The 20,144-nt window shown below is 48.2% G+C and carries 22 protein-coding genes; 12 read left to right on the top strand and 10 right to left on the bottom strand.

Features of this window, described 5'->3' with window-relative positions:
• Nucleotides 1-27 precede the first annotated feature (27 nt).
• Nucleotides 28-621 carry an NAD(P)-dependent oxidoreductase gene (locus AF331_RS08585; protein WP_053427639.1) on the bottom strand — a complete coding sequence of 198 codons (594 nt, stop codon included), beginning with the start codon at nucleotides 619-621 and terminating at the stop codon, nucleotides 28-30.
• A gap of 171 nt (nucleotides 622-792) precedes the next feature.
• Between AF331_RS08585 and AF331_RS08580 the strand changes: the two genes are divergently transcribed.
• The 4 genes from AF331_RS08580 to fumC all read left to right on the top strand — a co-directional run bounded on the left by AF331_RS08580 (nucleotide 793) and on the right by fumC (nucleotide 4,554).
• Entirely contained in the window at nucleotides 793-1,599 is an 807-nt protein-coding gene (locus AF331_RS08580) for an amino acid ABC transporter substrate-binding protein (RefSeq protein WP_053427638.1), read from the top strand.
• On the top strand, nucleotides 1,580-2,278 hold the full coding sequence (locus AF331_RS08575; RefSeq protein ID WP_053427637.1) for an amino acid ABC transporter permease: 699 nt from the start codon (nucleotides 1,580-1,582) through the stop codon (nucleotides 2,276-2,278). Before AF331_RS08580 ends, AF331_RS08575 begins: the two co-directional genes overlap by 20 nt.
• Before the next feature lie 23 nt (nucleotides 2,279-2,301).
• Nucleotides 2,302-3,036, top strand: a complete 735-nt coding sequence (locus tag AF331_RS08570) for an amino acid ABC transporter ATP-binding protein (RefSeq protein ID WP_053427636.1) — start codon at nucleotides 2,302-2,304, stop codon at nucleotides 3,034-3,036.
• A 144-nt stretch (nucleotides 3,037-3,180) separates the two neighbouring features.
• Nucleotides 3,181-4,554 carry a class II fumarate hydratase gene (gene fumC / locus AF331_RS08565; RefSeq protein ID WP_053427635.1) on the top strand — a complete coding sequence of 458 codons (1,374 nt, stop codon included), beginning with the start codon at nucleotides 3,181-3,183 and terminating at the stop codon, nucleotides 4,552-4,554.
• Between the two features lie 32 nt (nucleotides 4,555-4,586).
• On the opposite strand, the gene AF331_RS08560 is transcribed toward fumC, so the two are convergent.
• Nucleotides 4,587-4,796, bottom strand: coding sequence for an alpha/beta-type small acid-soluble spore protein (locus AF331_RS08560; protein WP_142130215.1), 210 nt, complete (start codon nucleotides 4,794-4,796; stop codon nucleotides 4,587-4,589).
• A 268-nt stretch (nucleotides 4,797-5,064) separates the two neighbouring features.
• Here AF331_RS08560 and AF331_RS08555 point away from each other — a divergent pair, with 268 nt between their 5' ends.
• The gene (locus tag AF331_RS08555) at nucleotides 5,065-5,316 is read left to right on the top strand and encodes a hypothetical protein (RefSeq protein WP_048004557.1); all 252 of its coding nucleotides are present in this window, start codon (nucleotides 5,065-5,067) and stop codon (nucleotides 5,314-5,316) included.
• A gap of 49 nt (nucleotides 5,317-5,365) precedes the next feature.
• Here AF331_RS08555 and AF331_RS08550 read toward each other — a convergent pair whose 3' ends face one another.
• Complete coding sequence (locus tag AF331_RS08550) at nucleotides 5,366-6,463, bottom strand: ABC transporter ATP-binding protein (protein ID WP_053427634.1); 1,098 nt, start codon at nucleotides 6,461-6,463, stop codon at nucleotides 5,366-5,368.
• A 95-nt stretch (nucleotides 6,464-6,558) separates the two neighbouring features.
• Nucleotides 6,559-7,476, bottom strand: coding sequence for a PucR family transcriptional regulator (locus AF331_RS08545; protein ID WP_053427633.1), 918 nt, complete (start codon nucleotides 7,474-7,476; stop codon nucleotides 6,559-6,561).
• A 136-nt stretch (nucleotides 7,477-7,612) separates the two neighbouring features.
• Between AF331_RS08545 and AF331_RS08540 the strand changes: the two genes are divergently transcribed.
• Nucleotides 7,613-7,873: a metal-sensitive transcriptional regulator gene (locus AF331_RS08540; RefSeq protein ID WP_053427843.1), complete on the top strand. Its 261-nt coding sequence runs from the start codon at nucleotides 7,613-7,615 to the stop codon at nucleotides 7,871-7,873.
• 41 nt (nucleotides 7,874-7,914) lie between these two features.
• Here AF331_RS08540 and AF331_RS08535 read toward each other — a convergent pair whose 3' ends face one another.
• Entirely contained in the window at nucleotides 7,915-8,097 is a 183-nt protein-coding gene (locus tag AF331_RS08535) for a hypothetical protein (RefSeq protein WP_053427632.1), read from the bottom strand.
• Between the two features lie 49 nt (nucleotides 8,098-8,146).
• Complete coding sequence (locus AF331_RS08530) at nucleotides 8,147-8,341, bottom strand: DUF5342 family protein (RefSeq protein WP_048004423.1); 195 nt, start codon at nucleotides 8,339-8,341, stop codon at nucleotides 8,147-8,149.
• Nucleotides 8,342-8,528: 187 nt separating this feature from the next.
• On the opposite strand from AF331_RS08530, the gene AF331_RS08525 reads away from it, so the two are divergent.
• Entirely contained in the window at nucleotides 8,529-8,927 is a 399-nt protein-coding gene (locus AF331_RS08525; protein ID WP_053427631.1) for a ferritin-like domain-containing protein, read from the top strand.
• Here the strand turns inward: AF331_RS08525 and AF331_RS08520 are convergent.
• From AF331_RS08520 to AF331_RS08505, 4 genes are read right to left on the bottom strand one after another with little or no spacing between them, the layout of a single operon-like run.
• Nucleotides 8,912-10,105 carry a YheC/YheD family endospore coat-associated protein gene (locus tag AF331_RS08520; RefSeq protein ID WP_053427630.1) on the bottom strand — a complete coding sequence of 398 codons (1,194 nt, stop codon included), beginning with the start codon at nucleotides 10,103-10,105 and terminating at the stop codon, nucleotides 8,912-8,914. The two genes, AF331_RS08525 and AF331_RS08520, sit on opposite strands and share 16 nt — an antisense overlap.
• Nucleotides 10,102-11,457 (bottom strand): YheC/YheD family endospore coat-associated protein, encoded by a 1,356-nt coding sequence (locus AF331_RS08515; RefSeq protein ID WP_053427629.1) that lies wholly within the window; start codon nucleotides 11,455-11,457, stop codon nucleotides 10,102-10,104. The genes AF331_RS08520 and AF331_RS08515 overlap by 4 nt, the downstream gene beginning before the upstream one ends.
• Nucleotides 11,457-12,530 (bottom strand): YheC/YheD family endospore coat-associated protein, encoded by a 1,074-nt coding sequence (locus AF331_RS08510; RefSeq protein WP_053427628.1) that lies wholly within the window; start codon nucleotides 12,528-12,530, stop codon nucleotides 11,457-11,459. The genes AF331_RS08515 and AF331_RS08510 overlap by 1 nt, the downstream gene beginning before the upstream one ends.
• Nucleotides 12,527-13,756, bottom strand: coding sequence for a YheC/YheD family endospore coat-associated protein (locus AF331_RS08505; protein ID WP_160316501.1), 1,230 nt, complete (start codon nucleotides 13,754-13,756; stop codon nucleotides 12,527-12,529). The genes AF331_RS08510 and AF331_RS08505 overlap by 4 nt, the downstream gene beginning before the upstream one ends.
• A 201-nt stretch (nucleotides 13,757-13,957) precedes the next feature.
• On the opposite strand from AF331_RS08505, the gene AF331_RS08500 reads away from it, so the two are divergent.
• The 5 genes from AF331_RS08500 (at nucleotide 13,958) to AF331_RS08480 (ending at nucleotide 20,143) form a co-directional block, all read left to right on the top strand.
• The gene (locus tag AF331_RS08500) at nucleotides 13,958-15,094 is read left to right on the top strand and encodes a DUF445 domain-containing protein (RefSeq protein WP_053427626.1); all 1,137 of its coding nucleotides are present in this window, start codon (nucleotides 13,958-13,960) and stop codon (nucleotides 15,092-15,094) included.
• 89 nt (nucleotides 15,095-15,183) lie between these two features.
• A complete protein-coding gene (locus AF331_RS08495) occupies nucleotides 15,184-15,537 on the top strand; it encodes a YlbF/YmcA family competence regulator (protein WP_053427625.1) in 354 nt (117 codons plus the stop codon).
• 147 nt (nucleotides 15,538-15,684) lie between these two features.
• On the top strand, nucleotides 15,685-16,554 hold the full coding sequence (locus tag AF331_RS08490; protein ID WP_053427624.1) for a Cof-type HAD-IIB family hydrolase: 870 nt from the start codon (nucleotides 15,685-15,687) through the stop codon (nucleotides 16,552-16,554).
• 119 nt (nucleotides 16,555-16,673) lie between these two features.
• A complete protein-coding gene (locus tag AF331_RS08485; protein WP_053427623.1) occupies nucleotides 16,674-18,161 on the top strand; it encodes a coproporphyrinogen III oxidase in 1,488 nt (495 codons plus the stop codon).
• A 365-nt stretch (nucleotides 18,162-18,526) separates the two neighbouring features.
• On the top strand, nucleotides 18,527-20,143 hold the full coding sequence (locus tag AF331_RS08480; protein ID WP_053427622.1) for a long-chain fatty acid--CoA ligase: 1,617 nt from the start codon (nucleotides 18,527-18,529) through the stop codon (nucleotides 20,141-20,143).
• Nucleotide 20,144: the final 1 nt, after the last annotated feature.

Below are 20,144 nucleotides of genomic sequence, written 5' to 3'. Positions count from 1 at the left end.
GGAATCCGTCCAGGTGCCTTTTGGTCGTCAATAGCAGATCCCGACGCGCTTCCGTATATGGAGGCCTTCATCCAGGACTTTGAGCATGTAGTCTGCCGTGTCATGTGTCGAGATGCTCCTGCCGCCTTCAGGCAGGACCTGTTCTGACGTCCGGAAGACACCGGTCCGTTCACCGTCGGGAAGATACGTCGGGCAGACGATCGTCCATTCCATTTCAGAAGCTTTTAGCATCAGGTAAGCGGATAGATGATCCTCCGCAGCCGTCGTGCTCCTCCGCTTGGACTCATCCGACTGAAAGCGATAGAGCCCGGTGGAATGTGATGCATCCAGGATGCCTGCGGTTCCGCATGTGATGATCCGCTTTATGCCGTGTCTACGCATCCCATTCAGGATGAGGGGCATGCTTCTTGACAATACATCTGTTTTATCGGTGTTAAGAGTGCTGATGACGGCATCGCATCCCTCCAGTACGAGATCGATATCCTTTTGGTTCAAGACGTTCCCTTTGATCTCCACGCCGTTTCCCGTAGGTGTACGCACAAGACGATTTGCTTTCTGTCCCAGCTGACCGGCTATGATGCTTCCGACTCTTCCGGTTGATCCGAATAGTGCAGTATTCATTCCATCTCCCCCTGATCCTTCGATGTGAATATTGTTACATGATAAACCATTCCGCGTCCAATACTAAGAAGGGACGAATGCCTGAAACATTTCCGTTGACTTTTCAGTCATAGCGTTTTATGATGACATTCGTACAGAAGTAAATCCGATAAGATTAGTGGGGGTTATCATATGAAAAAATGGAGAATTTCCATCGTTCTGATTGCCGTGCTCAGCCTGGTGCTGACAGCGTGCTCTAGCGGTGATTCGAAGAGCGGTTCAGACGAAGAAGCGCTTTATAACAAAGTGAAGGAAGATGGGAAAATCCTCATCGGGACAGAGGGTACATATCCACCTTTCACCTTCCATGATGATTCAGGCAAGCTGACAGGCTTCGACGTCGAACTTGCACGTGAAGTGGCAAAACGCCTCGGCGTAAAAGCAGAATTCCAGGAAACACAGTGGGATGCCATGTTTGAAGGTCTTAACAGTAAACGGTTCGATATGATTGCAAACCAAGTGGGAATCAGGGAAGATCGCCAAAAGAAATATGACTTCTCAACTCCGTATATCGAGTCAAGTGCTGTAGTGGTAGCAAAAAAAGATAACAAGAAGGTAAAGTCATTTGAAGATATCAAAGGGTTGAAATCTGCACAGTCCCTTACAAGTAACTATCGTGACATTGCCGAGAAAAACGGTGCAGAAATTCAAGGTGTCGAAGGTCTTTCCCAATCGATCGAGTTGATCGAGCAGGGACGGGTGGACGTAACAGTGAATGACAAAATCTCTGTTCTTGACTACTTGAATAAGAAGAAAGGCGCCAATGTGAAAATTGTTGCTGAAGCGGCAGAAGCAAGCGAAAGTGCCTTCATGTTCCGCAAAGGCGACGACAAATTGGTGAAAGAAGTAAACAAAGCGTTAGAGGATATGAAAGAGGACGGAACATACAAGAAAATCTCTGAGAAATGGTTCGGAGAAGATGTATCTCCTAAGCACTAGCATTTACCAGGATCCTCAGGCAATGATTGATATACTACAAAGCTCCCTGCTTCCTTTGATCAAGGGAGCTTTGTATTATTCCATCCCTCTGACGCTCATATCATTTGCCGTGGGTATGATCCTGGCCATCTTGACTGCATTAGCCAGACTTTCAAAGTACAAAGTGCTTCAAATTATCGCAAGGGTCTATGTATCTGCAATCCGGGGTACACCTCTATTGGTGCAATTATTCATTATTTTTTATGGACTGCCGAATCTTGGAATCAGATTCCCTGCCTTCTTGGCAGCAGTCATCGCCTTCTCCTTGAATAAGGGGGCATATTCATCTGAAATTATCCGTGCTGCCATCCAATCAATACCGAAGGGTCAATGGGAAGCAGGATCGTCCATCGGCATGACCTATGGTCAGACGTTGTGGCGCATCATCCTTCCCCAAGCAGCTAGAGTCTCGATTCCACCGCTTGCGAACTCATTCATCTCACTTGTGAAGGATACCTCTCTTGCGTCGTTGATCCTCGTGACTGAGATGTTCAGAATCGCACAGCAGATTGCAGCCACGAACTATGAGTTCCTGCTGATCTATATGGAAGCGGCACTCCTATACTGGGTATTGTGCTTCATCCTATCAGTCATACAGGGACGCATCGAGAATAGGCTCGATCGATATATAGCGAAATAATTGTTAGATAAAGGAGATTTATCATGATTTCCATAAAAGGATTAACCAAACGATTCGATGATCTTGAAGTGCTTAAAGGCATGAGCGCCGAGATTAACAAGGGTGAAGTCGTCGTACTTGTAGGCCCATCGGGGTCAGGGAAGACGACATTCCTTCGCTGCCTCAATGCCCTTGAGATACCGAATGAAGGAGTCGTATCCATCGGGGGGACGACCATCGACTTCAAAGGTCGCGTGGCCAAAAATGAACTCCTTGAAATGAGAAGAAGGACCGGTATGGTCTTTCAAAGCTATAACCTTTTCCCACATAAAACCGCCTTGGAAAACGTAATGGAAGGTCCGGTGGTCGTTCAAGGGAAAAGCCGTGAGGAAGCAAAAGCACAGGCTGTAAAACTGCTTGAGAAGGTAGGATTGGGAGATAAGGTCGACTTCTATCCTTATCAACTCTCAGGCGGTCAACAGCAAAGGGTCGGGATTGCAAGGGCTCTCGCAATCGAACCAGAGGTCATGCTTTTCGATGAACCGACTTCAGCGCTTGATCCGGAGCTTGTAGCCGATGTTCTTGCCGTCATGAAGGAGCTTGCTGAAGAGGGTATGACCATGGTGGTCGTCACGCATGAAATGCGATTTGCCAAAGATGTGGCTGACCGGGTCATCTTCATGGATGGTGGCCATATCCTTGAAGAAGGTCCTCCTGAGCAGGTACTTGACAATCCGAAAAATGAACGGACGCGTCAGTTCTTGAATCTGATACATTGATACTCATCCGCTCTCTGTCCGCTATAGACAGGGAGCGTTTTTTTGTGCAGATGGGAACGATAATTCATCAACCTTGTCCATAATAGGTTAGTTCGTTGAAATTAGTGGAAATATGAATATATGACGAGAAAAGGAGGAATCATGATGGATTACAGGATCGAGAAGGATACAATCGGGGAAATGAAGGTACCCGCAGATAAATACTGGGGGGCCCAGACCCAACGGAGCAAGGAGAACTTCCCCATCGGAGGGGAGAAGATGCCCCTTGAAGTTACATATGCTTTCGCCCATCTGAAAAAAGCCGCAGCGAGGGCGAATCATGCATTGGGAAAATTATCGGCCACCAAGGCTGACGCCATTGCAAGGGCGTGTGAAGACATCCTTTCGGGGGATCTTGATGAACACTTCCCCCTCGTGGTCTGGCAGACCGGAAGCGGCACCCAGTCGAATATGAATGTCAATGAAGTGGTGGCGTACAGGGCGAATGAAACTTTGGCAGGGGAAGAGAGGGTTCATCCCAATGATGATGTCAACATGTCACAGAGCTCCAATGATACGTTCCCGACGGCCATGCATGTTGCGGCATTAATGGAACTGGATAAACGTCTCCTGCCATCCCTGGATCAAATGATTGCAACGCTTAGGGAAAAAGAAGAGAGGTTCCAAGATATCATCAAGATCGGTCGGACCCATCTCCAGGATGCGACTCCCTTGACCCTGGGACAGGAGATCAGCGGCTGGAGGGCCATGATGGAGAAATCCAAAGGGATGATCGTGGAGTCATCACGTCATCTGTTGCCCCTCGCTATCGGGGGGACCGCCGTTGGGACGGGCATCAATGCGGACCCGACATTCGGAAGCCGGGTCGCACAGGAACTGGAATCACAAACGGGGTATGCCTTTCAGTCGTCGGATAATAAATTCCATGCGCTCACTTCCCATGATGAGCTCGTCTTCGTCCACGGTGCATTGAAGGCACTCGCTGCAGATCTCATGAAAGTGGCCAATGATGTCCGGTGGCTTTCAAGCGGTCCCAGAAGCGGGATAGGGGAATTGACCATCCCTGCAAATGAGCCGGGAAGCTCCATCATGCCTGGCAAGGTGAATCCTACTCAGAGTGAAGCCGTCACCATGGTAGCAACACAAGTTTTCGGGAATGATGCAGCTATCGGATTTGCAGCCAGCCAGGGAAACTTTGAATTGAATGTATTCAAGCCGGTCATCATCTATAATGCACTGCAGTCCATCCGCCTTTTGGGAGATGGAATCCAATCGTTCAATGACCGGTGCATCGAAGGATTAGAGGCGAATCTTGATGTGATTGAAGGATTTGTATCCCGTTCCCTGATGCTTGTGACCGCCCTAAACCCCCATATTGGATATGAGAAGGCGGCAGAGATCGCCAAAATAGCCCACCAGGAAGGATGGACCTTGAAAGAATCTGCTCTGAGAAGCGGATATGTGACGGAAGAACAGTATGATGAATGGATCAATCCTGAAGACATGGTGAACAAATAAAAAAACCCCCGGAAAATCCGGGGGACTGTGCATTATTTGTAGCTTCCGCCAAGTTGTTGTTCAGCCATTTGAACAAGGCGTTTCGTGATTTCTCCACCTACAGAACCGTTAGCGCGTGCAGTAGTGTCTGCTCCTAATTGTACGCCGAATTCTGAAGCGATTTCGTACTTCATTTGGTCGATTGCTTGCTGAGCTCCAGGAGCAACCAGTTGGTTAGATGAGTTGTTACGAGATTGTGCCATGTTGTTCATCTCCTTAAAGTATAAGAATTTTATTGGCTGGGTCAGCTGGGTTTGCACCAGCTCGCATTCCATGAGCGACCATCTGGTATGGTTTAACCCAATGAAGTAATTCATCCCGTTACTTGTATTATGGTTCAATCACAATTTTCTATACGGAAAATAAAAAAAGAAATCTTTTCCTTTTAAACTCCCTTTAATTTCTCCTCATAAAAGCATGCTTTTGTTTGAAGGCTAACAGTATACGAAGACTGAAAGTATGGTGAACCACATGAAAGCTTGTGCTTTATGCAATGGAATCGTCTCCTATAAGGGAATGTGTGCAAAATGCGGTGATACAACGGTGGATCAAGGCAGATACCATGACTACTATGATGAGTACAGCCCATATATGGACATTCAGGAGATTCAGCTTGCCGACGGGATTCCGAACAGCAGCTGTACGGATACATGCCTGCATCTTTTCACTTGTAAGAGGTGTGGGGAGGAGGAAGGAAGAAGCATTGATATGGTGGAGTTTTGACCATTGAAAAAGGAGTCCCTGATAAGGGGGACTCCTTTTTGTGTTGTTTTTATCGAATGCGTTCTTCAGATTCTGCATCGAAGAAATGCGCTTTATTCATGTCTAGTGCGAGGGTGATCGTTTCCCCAGCTTGGATATCTGTGCGGGAATCCACCCTTGCGACAAAATCCTGTCCTTCGAGCTGGGAGTACAGCATCGTTTCTGCACCAGTCAGCTCTGATACTTCAATCTTGACTGATATCTTTGCACCCTCTGCAGTATCGATGAAAAGGGGCTCATCATGGATATCTTCAGGACGGACACCCAGGGTGATGGACTTTCCTACTTGACCCTGTTCCCGGAGGACTTTCATTTTCCCTTCAGGAACGAGGACTTTTGTCTTCCCGCATACGAAATAGTTTTCTTCCAGTTTCCCTTGGAAGAAGTTCATGGCCGGTGAGCCGATGAAGCCGCCTACGAATACATTCTCAGGCTTATCATACACTTCTTTAGGTGAACCGACCTGCTGGATGACCCCATCCTTCATGACGACGATCCGCGTTGCCATGGTCATGGCCTCAGTCTGATCATGCGTCACATAAATGGTTGTCGTTTGCAGGCGCTGATGGAGCTTTGCGATTTCTGCACGCATCTGCACACGCAGTTTTGCATCAAGGTTGGATAACGGTTCATCCATAAGGAAGACCTTGGCATCACGGACGATGGCACGACCCAATGCGACACGCTGGCGCTGACCGCCGGACAATGCCTTCGGCTTACGGTCGAGGAGGGCTTCGAGGCCGAGGATCTTGGCAGCTTCCTGGACGCGTCGGTCAATTTCCTTCTTGTCGAACTTTCTTAGTTTAAGGCCGAACGCCATATTATCATATACACTCATATGTGGGTAGAGGGCATAGTTCTGGAATACCATGGCGATATCGCGATCCTTTGGTGCAACGTCATTCACCCGTTTACCGTCGATGGAGAAATCTCCTTGAGAAATTTCTTCCAGTCCGGCAATCATACGAAGGGTCGTCGACTTTCCGCAACCTGATGGACCGACGAAGACGATGAACTCCTTATCCTTGATATGTAGATTGAAGTCGGTGACCGCTGTCACCTTTTTATCATAGATCTTATAGATATTGTCCAGTTTCAATTCAGCCATTTTCAATCTCCCCTTTTCTTTTTGTAATCGTTTTCAACTTACTATTCATTGTAGGTGAATTGAGGGGGGATCGATATGGTCAATGTGCACAAAATTCACTCTTCTTCCTTGTTCACCTTGTCATGGAGATGGTCCAGGCAGGCAAGATAGGCAAGGATCGCACCCTGAAAGCTTCGTATATCGATACCTGTCTTGTCAATGAAACGTTCGATACGGTACTGAACCGAATTGCGGTGCATGAAAAGCTTCTTCGCGGTCTGACTTACATTGGCCTGATTTTCAAGGAACACCTTGATGATCTGTGTCCAATCAGGATCTTCTTCCAGTATGGTGATCACATGTCCGAGGAGATGTGTTTTCCACTCAGGTGGCATGCAGTGGAGCAGGAAGGATGGCAGGAGTGATTCAACCGAGTGAATGACGGAATGACTAAGAGATGCAGGCATGGTGAACAATTCCCGCTCGAAGGAAAAAGCTTCAGGGAAGCCCGGTCCAAGCGTATGGAACTGTCCCGTGAAGAACAAGGTTGAGACGAAAAAATCCGACTCAATCACATGGGAGATCGTGAACAGCTGCTCATGATCCAGCACTTCGTTGCTTTTTCGTTCAATGAACAGACCCGTCCCGTCACTGAACAAGACCGACTGGACTCCTTCGGGGAGGAGATGGTAAAAGGCTTCCTTCATCATGGAGTGCTCGATCTCACCGTTCATAGAGAATTGGATGATCCTGTATTCATCCTGGGAGATACGAGGTTGATGTCCACCTTCATAGAGGAAAGAAAACCATTCCCTGGCTTCGAATGAGCCGTTGAGTAGGGTGACGGGGGAGCCGACTTCGATGAACAAACATTTCAGGAGCTCCACTTCTTCTTCGGTGATTTTATTTCGATCGATTCCGATAAACGTGTCTTCTTCTTCATTAGTAAACCAGGCCTTCCCGAAATCGAGTGTACCCGGTCGGGAGGATCTGACAGCTGCTTCAGGATACTTTTTGAGTAGGGATGTCAGCATGGGGAATGTACCGTCCTTTATTCAGTATATTCCCATTGTACTGAATAAAAAGGACGATGCAAAGAGTCGTGAATTGCAAATATTGTTTGATTGGAATACTATTGTAAGAGGAATTTATCGTGATGAGGTGTACACAATGGAATATACAAAAGAAGTCACAAATCGAATGAAACGCTTGGAAGGACAAGTACGCGGTGTATTGAAGATGATGGATGATGGGAAGGATTGCAAAGAAGTCGTCACTCAGCTTTCCGCCGTCAGGACTGCCGTGGACCGCACGATCGGACTTGTTGTCGCAAAGAACCTTGAAGCATGCATCAAGGATTCAGAAGAGAAAGGTATGAATACGGAAGAGGCCATTCAGGAGGCAGTCAACCTTTTGGTGCGAAGCCGCTGATCATCAATGAAAGCTGCCGTTTGAAAAAACGGCAGCTTTTTTTATGGTCTTGGAGGTTCCTCATGGCTGGGCATATCGATCGCTTCTTCAATGTTTGCGATCTGATCGCGCAGGTGAACAGATCCCCCGGACATCCCTTCATTGATGAAACGGTCCACGTCCACAAATGCTTTATCGCGTCCTTCATTCATGCTATCCGGAAGAAATTCATGTTTCTTATCCATTAGATCGCCTCCTATGGATAGTGTTTAAAAAACGGATGAGAATTATGCATCATTCATAGACGTGGAAAAGCATGAGATCGTGGATCTGTTTGGCACTTTTTTCATCCAGAGCAGGCTTGCAGTCGATCCGGCCGTCTTTATGGTAGATCCCTTCATGCTTGACGCCGCCGTAGAAAAATGAAATATACCAACCCGGTAACTCTTTGTTTTCATACATGCTCCTGTATTGAAAATGTTGAATCATGCAGCATCACTCCTTAATGATAGTGTAAACGGTTTCTATTGTACTGAAAAGAGTGAAATGGAAATGAGGCGTCCAGACCAGTCAGGGAAAGGAGAGCCTGTCCGTCCCCGTGATCCTATTCACACGACTCATAAATCCACCTGAGTCTTAATACACTTTATGGAATGGACAAAGGAGGTACGGGAGCATGAATGAATTTCTCCGGGATATACAAAAAGCCATAAGCGACGAATGGACAGCCTATCATTTCTATAAAGAATTGCAGAGTCGAACGAATAATCCATTATTTGTGGAGTTCATCAGCTCAGCCCGACAAGATGAGAAAAAGCATTATGATCTATTTCAGTATCTGCATTATCTGCTTACAGGAGAATATTATGAACATAAAAAAGAAAAGGTCGAGTTCACAACCTTTAAAGAAGGGATTCTGCGTGCACTGAAGGACGAGCTGGACTGTGCTTCCTACTATCGGGATCTTTTGATGGATATACCGAATCAGCAGGCGTATAAACCGCTCTTTATAGCCATGACTGATGAGACGGCACACTCGACCCGTTTTCAAACGATTTATCAGTCCTTGCGTTGAGGACGGGAGGAGGCAAGGGAGAAAAATGTATCCACAAGCTTCTTGCGTCGGGTGGTTTCGATATCTAGTTCATCGAATATCATCGGCTTGGAGTTGATTTCAAATAAAACGAAGCCTTCCTCTTTCCTTGGAGCGATATCAGCGGAAAACTCCCCAATGAACCCCAGTGACTCGGTGAGCGTTTCCCCGCAGATCTTCATGATGGAAGCGAGCATCAGCTTTGTGTCCTCTTTGGCAACATCGTCCAGGGAAATGATCGTTCCCCCCGAGGGGACGTGTGTGGTCACTTCCTGTCGGTGCGACATCCGCACCCCGATGCCCGTCACACTGAATCCATCCTCCGAAGAGAGGACAAGCACCCTGTAGTCATATCGGTGTCCGTTCAGTGACCGACACTGAATGGCCTCCTGGACGATCCAGTCTTTTTCTCGGAACCATTCGGGGTACGCATGCGCCAACCGCTCAGCAGAGGAGAAGTGCTCGATTTTTTTGATGCTTCGGCAAATCACCCTCCCATCTTCATGGACCTCGACCTTGCGGATGCCTTTACCTTTGGAAGAAAGGGAATGTTTGATATAGATCTGTTTATGTTCTGTCAAAAATTCCTTCAGATGGACGGAATCTCGGATCTGTTCGGTAGCGGGGAGATGGGGACGTAGTTCTTCCCTTTCCCGGAGGATCTGATAAATCTCCCATTTGTTAAAAAAGTGGGGATTGAAGAAAGGAATCTTATGATCTTTACTCCATGAGGTTACGTTCAGAAACGCTTCATTTTGTTCACCCGCCGGAGTGGGAACCCGGTTATAAATGACGTTTGGAAGGGGAAAGTGGCAGGTCACCCATCTGTCCAGCGTATCACTAAAGGCGATGCCGGAAACCGTGTTGCACTCGATATCACCGGGTGAAAAAACAAAACACATGGCCCCAGCGTCCTGGATGATTTCCTGAAGGGTTTTAAAGAGTTCGAAGTTTCCCCGGTAGCGATTCGCGCGGTCCTTATCTGCCAGGATGCCTATGAGGGGGATCACGCCACCTTTTGGAGAGCCTATGGGAAAGGCGTAGGAGTCTCCGGATTTTTTTGATTGCAAAAGAAAGGAATCCAGACCGAACGCATAGGTGGATATACTCCTTTCGTCATGGCAGAAGATCCTTCTCCTTCGATCATACAGGATTCTCATGGTACTAATTCCTCGATGGTTTTGCGAGAGAGGAATACACCAAAGGAGAGGGCAAGCTTTCTTGTGAGAATATCTTCGGCTTTCAGGGAGGGATGGGTGAAGATCGAGCGGCCGGGTTTTGAATTGGCTTCGAACATCCAGATCCTTCCGCTCGCGTCGGCTCCGAGGTCGAACCCGATCTCTCCCACATAGCCCTCCATATTTGCTTCGATGGAATGCGACAATCGAATGGCTGCATCCTTGAGCCGGGTTTCCATCACATGCCTTTCATCTTCCGCAAAGAGCTCGCTCAGTACCTTCACTTCCCCTCCGGCTTTTGCGTGGGTTGTCACACTCCCGGAGCCTGCGACTTTGGCTGCGATGGCCGATACGTGCCACCGTCCTTCATCATCTTTATTCGTATGGACCCTGAAGTCCAGCGGGCGATGGTCATCTTCAATCAGATCGATTCCCTGCTGAATGATGAAGGAATCGAATTTCCGGCCCTTCAGGACCGAATGCACAAGGGATTCAAGGTTCTTAAACCGGAGTAGTCGAACCTGCTGATCGCCGTCCTTGAATCTGCAAAAATACCCATCCTTCCCCCGGTCATACGTGATTTTATGAATTCCGTTCCCGAGACTTCCATTTGCAGGCTTCACGTACACATGTCGGTATGTTGCAAGCATCCGCTCAAGATCACTGATGGATTGGAACTGATGGGTTTCCGGGAGGAAGGATGCGGCTTCTTCATCCCCTGCCAATCTCTCGAAAAGATCAAGTTTGTTGAAAAAGCCGGGATTATACCACGGAATCCCGTATTCTCCTTGAAGTCGCTCCTTTAATGAAAGGAAGGAACGTTTTTTTTCGCTCCTGCGGTTGGGGAGTCGGTCGTAGATGACGGTAGGGAACGGGATAAAGTGCCGCTCCCATTGATCACCAAAGTGAAAAAGGCCATGGATGAGTCCATCCTCCCACTGGATGTCATGTTCCCCGAACACAAACGGTATGACTCCGAGCGTACCCTGTACAGCAAGCAATCGCTGAAACATCCGCGAGCGTTCCCCGATGGGATTCATCTTGAACTGTGTGAATCCGGCCGTGAATACACCGATCAATGCGCCAAGGTAAAGTTCCTCCTCCACCTGATGAAGGTGGAGGCTGCCCACTCCGCTAGGGAGATGCAGGGCATCGGCAAGGGGGGAGCTGATGCCGATGACATTTCGTCCATTGGGATGTGTCCTGCATTCTGCTTCGACCTTCCTTGTTCCGAGAGTGATGCTTCTCGGTATTGAATCCCTATTGAAAGAAACAGGAAGGTAGAGGAGGAGACGCTCTTCTTGAAAAACTTCAACTTTAAAAGGTTTCAACATCAGTGATCACTCCTCGTGGGTGCAGACTGTGATGATAGATTCATGCAGTGGTCTAAGGGGATGCGGGATAGCTCGGAAGAATCGATCCCGCCGGTCTGCATGAGTTTATGTCCAGGCTTTGAATTGATATCGAGCAGCCAAATGGAATGATCAGCACCAATCGTGATATCGATGCCCAGTTCCAGCAACGGGGAGAACCGTTCTTCCAATTCCAGGGGCAGAATGGACAGAATTTCTTTCAGCTCTTCTTCCATGACTGCCCAAGGCGGTGCGGGATGCGCTGCTTTCCACTCATCATAGGGAACATATTCGGCGCCGGAGGATACGTTGGTCAAGATGCCTTCAGGATGTCCGTATCGGAAGGCGCGGTGATATTCCTGCCAGTTTCCATTTTGATCTTTCGCCATGTGGATCCGCAGATCATAAGGTCGGTCTTGAACTTGATTCTCCAGGCGTCTTTGGATCAGAAAGGTATGTTTCTTCATTAAACGAAGGGTGAATCGCTTGAATTCATCCCTGTTGTGGAATGTATGGGAAAGGATTCCATCCTTTTTCGTCGTTCTGACGATAATGGAAGGACCGTTAGTACGAAGGTGATAAATCCCGAATCCATGGGCTCCATCCACAGGCTTGATGATGGCTTCTTCTTCGCGATTCAGGAAGGCGGTAAGGTCCTCGACCTCCTTTAGAAGACGGGTGCCGGGGAGATACGGTGCAAGAGGCCCCTTTTGAAGCTCCTCATAGAGGACCCATTTGTTCGGCAATCCGTAGCCGAGGAATGTAACGTGGGGCTGTTGCTTCAACCATTGAACCACAGCCTTTGCCTGCTGTTGCTTTCCTGCTTGATAATAGGTGCGGTCATATAAGTATTCCGGGATCCGAAAGGCATCTTCCTTCCATACTCCGGATTCCCGGCAGTACGTATAGCCTTCAATTCCTTCTGTGAAAGGAGAGAGGTCCTCCGGAGAAAACAAGTGCAGGCAAATCGGATAAGACAAGGATTCCTTGCCTATCCCCGAATAAAACGGATTGGTGGGGTCGGGATTCAACGTCAGGATGCCAAGATGATTCATTTTTCTTCCTCCTCTTCTTTCCATATGGAAAAGCTATGTTGATACAATCCACGAACCGAGGGTCTTACCGCTTCAGAATGCTGACTGGTGAGTTTACTTGGTTTGGAGTTCACTTCGATGATCCATGGTTTACCATCAGCATCGATGCCGATGTCGATGCCAAACTCGGAAAAATGGCCATCGAGCACCTCGGAAAGATACACAGCTGTACTCAGGCTGATCGCCTTCATATTCTCATAAATGCCTATAGAAAGAGGCAGGATGTCGTTCAGGATGGTACGTGGTTTCGCCGTTTGTCCCCCACGATCGACATTCGAGACGAATTCTCCGTCTCCGGCAACCCTCGCAACCGATGAGAGGACCGTCCACTCCTGACCGATGCGGTGGCAGAGGAAACGAAAGTCCAAGGGCCGGTCATTGAACTGACAGAAAGGGATCGTCTCCTGGATGAGATAGGTGGAATTCCTGCACCATCCACGAACTTTTTTCTCCAGGGAGCGGTAGTTCTTGAACGTCTGGCGGCTGTCTCCCGGAAATGAATTCTGCCTTACTTCCCATCCGTCCCCTGAGGTCACCCTGATGATGTTCCTTCCCTTGCTGCCATGAATGTTCTTGATGAACACATCTCCATATGTTGAGAGCATTGCTTCCAACTCATCAACACCAGTGGCAGAAGCGGGGATATGATCCTGCAGGTGCGGATGATTGCCCAGCGCTTGATCCACTTCTGACTTTGAGAGGAATCGTGTATTGAAAATAGTCCCCCCCGCTTTTTCCAAGCAGGTGACAGCGCGCTTGAAGAGGTCTGTTTTCTCAAGCTGCCTGGAGGGGATTCGATTGTATAAGACGCTTGGGGAAGGAACAGAACAAGCCTCCCAATCACCTTCTGAATAGAGTAGCCCGGTCCCGTCCTTTTGGAGGAAAGAGGAAACAGGCAGCAAATAAAGCAAGCCTCCATTTTGATGGAAGAAGCGTTGGCATTCATGGATGTAGTCACCGAGAGCCCCGGCTGTTTTGTTGATGAGGATTGCTGTAATCGGCCCAATCCCGATCCCGGCACGGCGCCGATCGACGAGTATATGAAAGACCCGGTCATGTAAGGCGTGCGACCAGGGCAAGAACGAGGGAAGAATCAGGTCGTCCGTCGGGGAGGGGAGGCATTCCACCATGGTGGATGTCGTACCAACTGTAAGCGTGATCCCATCTTCAAGCATCCAGTCCTCCAAAAGAGTGTCAGGGATGTATACATGAGGTTCCTTCTTTTTTTCACAAATAATGCGGCATTTCATCCATATCACCCATTCCTCGTTTGCATAACACGTCAAAATGCCCCTATAATGATTTATTGGGCTATTGCTGATATAGCATACTATGTAGGCAGTCACAAAAGGTTCAAATGAACAGGAAAAGGCAGGTGCATATATGAGATGAATGCGTTCATCCTCATTCTTTTCATGGTGGCAGTGGGTGCCCTGATCGGTGGAGTCACGAACCATCTGGCCATCAAGATGCTCTTCAGACCGTATCGGGCTTATTATATCGGGAGATTCCGTATCCCTTTTACTCCAGGTCTCATTCCGAGGAGAAGGGACGAACTGGCCGTATCAATGGGGAAAACCGTAGTGGACCATCTTCTCACTCCGGATAGCCTTCAAAAAAAGCTTCTCAATCCGGCTTTTAAGGGAGAAGCGGTCAAGTATCTGAAAGCTGAACTCACCCCGATCTTCCAATCTGAGAAACCGATTGGAGAATGGATCGAAGAGTTCAATATTCCAGTGAACACCATCATGATCCATGATTACCTTGATAAATGGATTGAAAGGAAAGTAATCGATACAAGGCTAAGCTATGCGGACCGTTCCTTAGGGGAGGTTATGCCTCTTGAATGGAAGGAAAAGGCAGATGAGAAGATTCCTGCGATTGTGGCGATGATTGCAGGGAAGGCCGAGGACTATTTTACAAGTCCCGAAGGAAAAGCAAAGGTCAAGGTGATGATCGATGACTTCCTGAAAGAGAGGGGGAGGCTCGGGAATATGATCGGGATGTTCTTGGGGAACACGTCGGTTGCCGATAAAGTGCAGCCAGAGATCGTCAAGTTCATCAAACATCCCGGTACACAAGAGATCCTCTTGAATCTGATAAGAAGTGAATGGGAGAAACTCCAAGAAAAAACCGTTGGTGAATTGACCGAAAGCTTCTCAGATGAGGCCCTGGTCTCATCAGTTCAAAGCTTTGCAAAACGGGTCCTGAAGGTGGATGAGTTCTTTTCAAGCCCCCTTGGAAGTGTCCTGTCCCGCCATGAAGAGACATTTTTCACCAAGCTCCTTCCTGCATGGGTGGATCAAGGTACCGATCTTCTCGGACGCAAGCTCCCAGGGGTGATGGAGAAGATGAATCTTCAGGAAATCGTTCAGGAACAGGTGTCGTCCTTCTCAGTAGGAAGGCTTGAGGAACTGGTCCTTGGCATATCCAAGCGTGAGTTCAAAATGATCACGTACCTCGGTGCCCTGTTGGGTGGGGTCATCGGAATCATCCAGGGAATCTTTGCTCTGTTGATTGGATGACGGAAAAAGGGTCATTCCTAGTATTCGGACACATAGTTTGTTATAGTGGGGATGAAGAAAGACAGACAGATATTTTAGGAGGCTAAACCTTGGCTATCAACTTATACGATCAAGCAAATGAATTGGAGCGTGCACTCCGTCAAAGTGACGAGTTCCAACAGCTGAAAAACATGTATGATGAAGTGAACAGTGACGAATCTGCCAGCAAGATGTTCGAGAATTTCCGTAACATCCAGATGCAGCTTCAACAAAAACAAATGAGCGGTGAAGAAATCACTCAAGAAGAAGTAGAGCAGGCTCAAAAAGCGGCCCAGCTCGTCCAGCAGCACGACAAAATCTCAAAACTCATGGAAGCAGAACAACGCATGAGCATGGTGATCACCGATTTGAATAAAGTCATCATGAAACCATTGGAAGAACTATACGGTTCCGTACAGCAATAATATACATGAAATCCCGCCGGGTCTGCCGGCGGGATTTTTCTGTGAGTGGATGCAAATTTCAGGCCTCCTTGACCTCCTTGTCATAATTGTCTATTCCTCTTCATAAATGTAAAGAAAGCAGTAGACAACACTTAGGAGGACATCATGATGATCTATAGAATGCTTGCTCTCAATATCGACGGTACGATCGTGAATCGAAGCGGAAAGATTGCAAAGGAAACGAAGGAGGCAATTGAATACGTTCAACATAAAGGGGTTCCTGTCACACTTGTGACGAGCAGGAGCTTCAACTCGGCAAAGAAAGTGGCTAAATCTCTGAACCTCACAGGTCCCATCATCACTCATGGGGGTGCCTATATCGCCGCTGAACTCGAAAAGCCACTCTATGTCAAAAAGATATCCGAGACCATCACCTATGAAATCGCCCATTTCCTTGAAGGATTCCCTTGTCAGATCCAGATGGCCCATGAAAGGCAGTCGATCATCGGGAAAACCAATTCGCCGTCCAAGGAGCTTGCCCGCTTATCGTGGCAGCGGGAGTCACGTCTTCTTTACAGTAAGCAATATGTCGACTCCATCAGTGAGCACCTTGCAGCAAATCCGATGACCGTTCCGAAAATCTCCGTGGTCCTTGAGCGGAAGGACGATGTGTGGGATATCATCGCCGCACTCACAGCCATGTATGATGAGGTAGATGCCATCCCGACTTCGGAAAATAGTCTGGACATCGTTCCAAAAGGCGTGTCAAAACTTCGCGGTCTCATGTATCTGACCGAACGCTATGCGTTGAAGAAGGAGCAGGTCGTCATGGTCGGGGCGGGAGTGGATGATATGGATGCCATGAGGTGCTGCGGTCTCGGTGTCGCCATGGGAGGGGCTCCTGCAGAAGTGAGGAAGGCAGCGGACTGGGTGACGAGGAGCCAGCATGAAAAGGGGATCCCGTACTTCATCAGTGAGGTGTTCAGGAAGCAGCATCCGATTCCGTTCCTTAAGAAGATGAATATCATAAAATCTTGATTGCCAAGGCCGGTTCCAATAGGGATCGGTCTTTTTCGTACCATCAACGACATTGACCATTCCCATCCCGTTCTTGTACACTTATAAATGCTTATCCAATTGTGAAAGGTGATTACAACGTGAATGTGTTAATTAAAGGCATCGAAGACGAACGATTTGAACGGCCTCTTCGATTGATTGCCAATTTATTTTTCGAAGAAACCAAAATCCATTTTGGTGAGTGCGATAATGCCGATCTGGAGATCCATATACATGTAACAGATACGGAGTCGATCCACGCCAGTGCGGAAATCAAATCTGACTATTCTCCGAAAGCGGTTTATGAAAAAGACTGGTTACCGTATGACACGGAGAAGGAGCGATTCAGACAGCTCAAAACCGCCGTTTCCCATGTGTACCTGAACGTCCTTCAGGAGATGACAGGCATCCAACAGAAATGGGGGATCCTGACGGGAATCAGACCGACGAAATTGATCCACAAACAAAATATGCTCGGGCTTCAGGCAGAAGAGATCCATCATAAGCTGAAGGAAGAGTATTTGATCACCGATGAAAAGATCGATCTTATGCAAAACATCGTGGATCGCCAACTGTCCGTCGTTCCTGACCTTTATGACGTGAGGGATGAGGTGAGCATATATATCGGGATCCCTTTTTGCCCCACAAAATGCGCTTACTGCACCTTCCCGGCCTACGCCATCCAGGGCAAGCAGGGCAGGGTGGATTCGTTCCTCGCTGGACTTCATTATGAAATCCGGGAAATGGGGCGGTGGATGAAGGAAAAAGGCGTGAAGATCACGACGATCTACTTCGGAGGCGGCACTCCTACTTCCATCACAGCGGAAAAGATGGATGCCTTGTATGAAGAAATGTACGACTCCTTCCCGGATGTGGACAAGGTGCGGGAAGTGACGGTGGAAGCAGGAAGACCCGATACCATCACGCCTGATAAACTGAAGGTATTGAATAAATGGAATATCGACCGGATCTCCATCAACCCACAATCCTACACCCAGGAAACGCTGAAGGCGATCGGAAGGCATCACACGGTGGAAGAGACGATTGATAAGTTCCATCTGGCCAGGGAAATGGGCATGAATAACATCAATATGGACCTCATCATCGGGCTGCCGGGCGAAGAGCTTCCTGAGCTGCAGCATTCCCTTGATGAAACCGAGAAGCTGATGCCTGAATCGTTGACCGTCCACACCCTTTCGTTCAAACGTGCATCAGAGATGACGAAGAATAAGGATAAATATAAGGTGGCCGATCGCCACGAGATCGGACGGATGATGAATCTCGCCGAGGAGTGGACTTCTGCTCACGGATACGAGCCTTATTACCTGTACCGTCAGAAGAACATCCTTGGAAACCTTGAGAACGTCGGTTATGCCCTGCCGGGTCAGGATAGTATCTATAACATCATGATCATGGAGGAAGTGCAGACCATCATCGGGATCGGCTGCGGGGCGGCAAGTAAATTCATCGACCCTGAAACGGGGAAGATCACCCACTTTGCCAATCCGAAGGAACCGAATGCGTATAATCTGACATTCAAAGAGTACACAGACAAAAAAATCGACATCCTCGATGGATTGTTTTCTTGAGAGACTGGAACAAACGTGTTTCAGTCAAGATAAAACCCGAATTCATTTGCCTGCGATAAGGTATATGAATTCGGTTTTTTTATTTGTTTCACGAACAGTGTATTCCCATGTCCAGCGGTCGATTGGTTCATGTGCAGTATAAAGAAGCTGCGTGGACGTGTCCGTCATGAAAGGATCCCTTTTTTGCTTTGTCCCACCCCCTTTGGTTTTAGAGAATTGTCGAAATCATGGGGGAGAAAGAGGATTCGGATCAAGGAAATCGAATAAGTAAGAAGGATGGTTTTGTAAGCGATTACTTCGTCGTGACGATCCTGCATTCGCTTCACCTGTACCAGTCCATATAAAGACAAAGGGGAGATACGTTTATGATGCAGACGCCTTTACTTCTAACAGCGATGATGGAACGAGCAGAAAAGTTTTATCCCAAAAAGCACATCGTTTCAAGGACCGAATCGGGCATTCACCGCTTCACCTATAAAGAATGGGGAAAAAGGACGAGGAGACTCGGCAGCGTCCTGACGAACCTAGGGGTCAAGGAAGGAGATAAGGTGGGGACCCTTGCGTGGAATCATCACCGTCACCTCGAAGCCTATTTCGCAATCCCATGCATGGGCGCAGTGCTTCACACCATCAACATCAGGCTGTCCCCTCAGCATATCGTGTATATCATCAATCATGCTAAAGACACTGTTCTTCTTGTGGATTCCGATCTTCTACCACTGGTGGAAAAAATCAGGGATCAGATCCCCCATGTCGAGTCCATCATTGTCATGACGGACGGCGAAATGCCTGATTCGACCATCGAAGATCTGCATCATTATGAAGAGCTGCTCGAGAAAGGTGATCCGACATTCTCTTTCAGGCATGATCTCGATGAAAATGCGCCTGCCGGTATGTGCTATACTTCTGCGACAACAGGGAATCCGAAAGGGGTCGTATACTCCCACCGGGGCATCGTCCTCCATGCCATGGCCCTCGGACTTGCCGATACAACCGGGATCATGGAGAGGGATGTGGCCTTGCCTGTCGTACCGATGTTCCATGTGAATGCATGGGGTCTCCCGTTCGCAGCCGTATGGTTCGGAACGACGCAAGTGTTGCCTGGCCCTTACTTCACCCCTGGGCTCATCGCCCAACTGATGGAAAAAGAAAAGGTTACCGTTGCAGCCGGTGTACCCACCATATGGCTGGGACTCTTGAGAGAACTCGAAGAGAACAGCTATGATCTATCTTCCGTCCGTTACCTCCTTTGCGGCGGCTCCGCAGCGCCTAGGGGAATGATCAAGACCTTTGAAGAAAAGCACGGAATTCCATTCATGCATGCCTACGGGATGACTGAGACCAGCCCCCTCGCCGTCGTGGCATCGATGAAGAGTCAGCATGAAATGTTATCGAATGAAGAGCGGTACGATGTCAAAGCCAAACAAGGAATCCTTGTCCCGGGACTGGAGATGAAGATTCTCGGGAAAGACGGGGAAGTGGAGTGGAACGGCCGGGAGATGGGAGAACTTGCCCTCAGGGGGCCATGGATTGCATCCGAGTATTACGAGGATGATCGGACAGAGGATGCTTTCAGGAATGGATGGCTCCACACTGGAGATGTGGTGACGATCGATGAAGAAGGGTATATCAAGATCGTGGATCGGACGAAGGATCTGATCAAATCAGGAGGAGAATGGATCTCATCTGTTGACCTGGAAAATGCACTGATGTCTCACGAAGACATCTTTGAAGCTGCAGTTGTTGCGGTACCTCATGAGGAGTGGCAGGAACGTCCTGTCGCATGTGTCGTCTTGAAAGATGCCGAGAAGAGGACGGTCACAGAGGAAGAAATCATCGACTTCCTGCGTCCGCAGTTCGCGAAGTGGTGGCTGCCAGACAAAGTAATTTTCATGAAGGAAATTCCGAAGACATCGGTGGGGAAATTCCTGAAGATGGCCCTGAGAGATGAAATTCAAAATAAAATAAGCCAGGAGGAGTAAT

The sequence above is a fragment of the Rossellomorea marisflavi genome (assembly GCF_001274775.1).
Classification (GTDB): Bacteria; Bacillota; Bacilli; order Bacillales; family Bacillaceae_B; genus Rossellomorea; species Rossellomorea marisflavi.
This window is presented reverse-complemented; position numbering and strand designations above follow the sequence as displayed.

Coding starts and splice junctions, on each gene's coding strand:
- AF331_RS08515 (WP_053427629.1), bottom strand. CDS start 11,457: ATGTTGAAACCTTTTAAAGTTGAAGTTTTTCAAGAAGAGCGTCTCCTC.
- AF331_RS08560 (WP_142130215.1), bottom strand. CDS start 4,796: ATGGCACAATCTCGTAACAACTCATCTAACCAACTGGTTGCTCCTGGA.
- AF331_RS08585 (WP_053427639.1), bottom strand. CDS start 621: ATGAATACTGCACTATTCGGATCAACCGGAAGAGTCGGAAGCATCATA.
- AF331_RS08570 (WP_053427636.1), top strand. CDS start 2,302: ATGATTTCCATAAAAGGATTAACCAAACGATTCGATGATCTTGAAGTG.
- AF331_RS08575 (WP_053427637.1), top strand. CDS start 1,580: ATGTATCTCCTAAGCACTAGCATTTACCAGGATCCTCAGGCAATGATT.
- AF331_RS08555 (WP_048004557.1), top strand. CDS start 5,065: ATGAAAGCTTGTGCTTTATGCAATGGAATCGTCTCCTATAAGGGAATG.
- AF331_RS08480 (WP_053427622.1), top strand. CDS start 18,527: ATGATGCAGACGCCTTTACTTCTAACAGCGATGATGGAACGAGCAGAA.
- AF331_RS08580 (WP_053427638.1), top strand. CDS start 793: ATGAAAAAATGGAGAATTTCCATCGTTCTGATTGCCGTGCTCAGCCTG.
- AF331_RS08500 (WP_053427626.1), top strand. CDS start 13,958: ATGAATGCGTTCATCCTCATTCTTTTCATGGTGGCAGTGGGTGCCCTG.
- fumC (WP_053427635.1), top strand. CDS start 3,181: ATGGATTACAGGATCGAGAAGGATACAATCGGGGAAATGAAGGTACCC.
- AF331_RS08525 (WP_053427631.1), top strand. CDS start 8,529: ATGAATGAATTTCTCCGGGATATACAAAAAGCCATAAGCGACGAATGG.
- AF331_RS08510 (WP_053427628.1), bottom strand. CDS start 12,530: ATGAATCATCTTGGCATCCTGACGTTGAATCCCGACCCCACCAATCCG.
- AF331_RS08520 (WP_053427630.1), bottom strand. CDS start 10,105: ATGAGAATCCTGTATGATCGAAGGAGAAGGATCTTCTGCCATGACGAA.
- AF331_RS08540 (WP_053427843.1), top strand. CDS start 7,613: ATGGAATATACAAAAGAAGTCACAAATCGAATGAAACGCTTGGAAGGA.
- AF331_RS08545 (WP_053427633.1), bottom strand. CDS start 7,476: ATGCTGACATCCCTACTCAAAAAGTATCCTGAAGCAGCTGTCAGATCC.
- AF331_RS08490 (WP_053427624.1), top strand. CDS start 15,685: ATGATCTATAGAATGCTTGCTCTCAATATCGACGGTACGATCGTGAAT.
- AF331_RS08550 (WP_053427634.1), bottom strand. CDS start 6,463: ATGGCTGAATTGAAACTGGACAATATCTATAAGATCTATGATAAAAAG.
- AF331_RS08530 (WP_048004423.1), bottom strand. CDS start 8,341: ATGATTCAACATTTTCAATACAGGAGCATGTATGAAAACAAAGAGTTA.
- AF331_RS08535 (WP_053427632.1), bottom strand. CDS start 8,097: ATGGATAAGAAACATGAATTTCTTCCGGATAGCATGAATGAAGGACGC.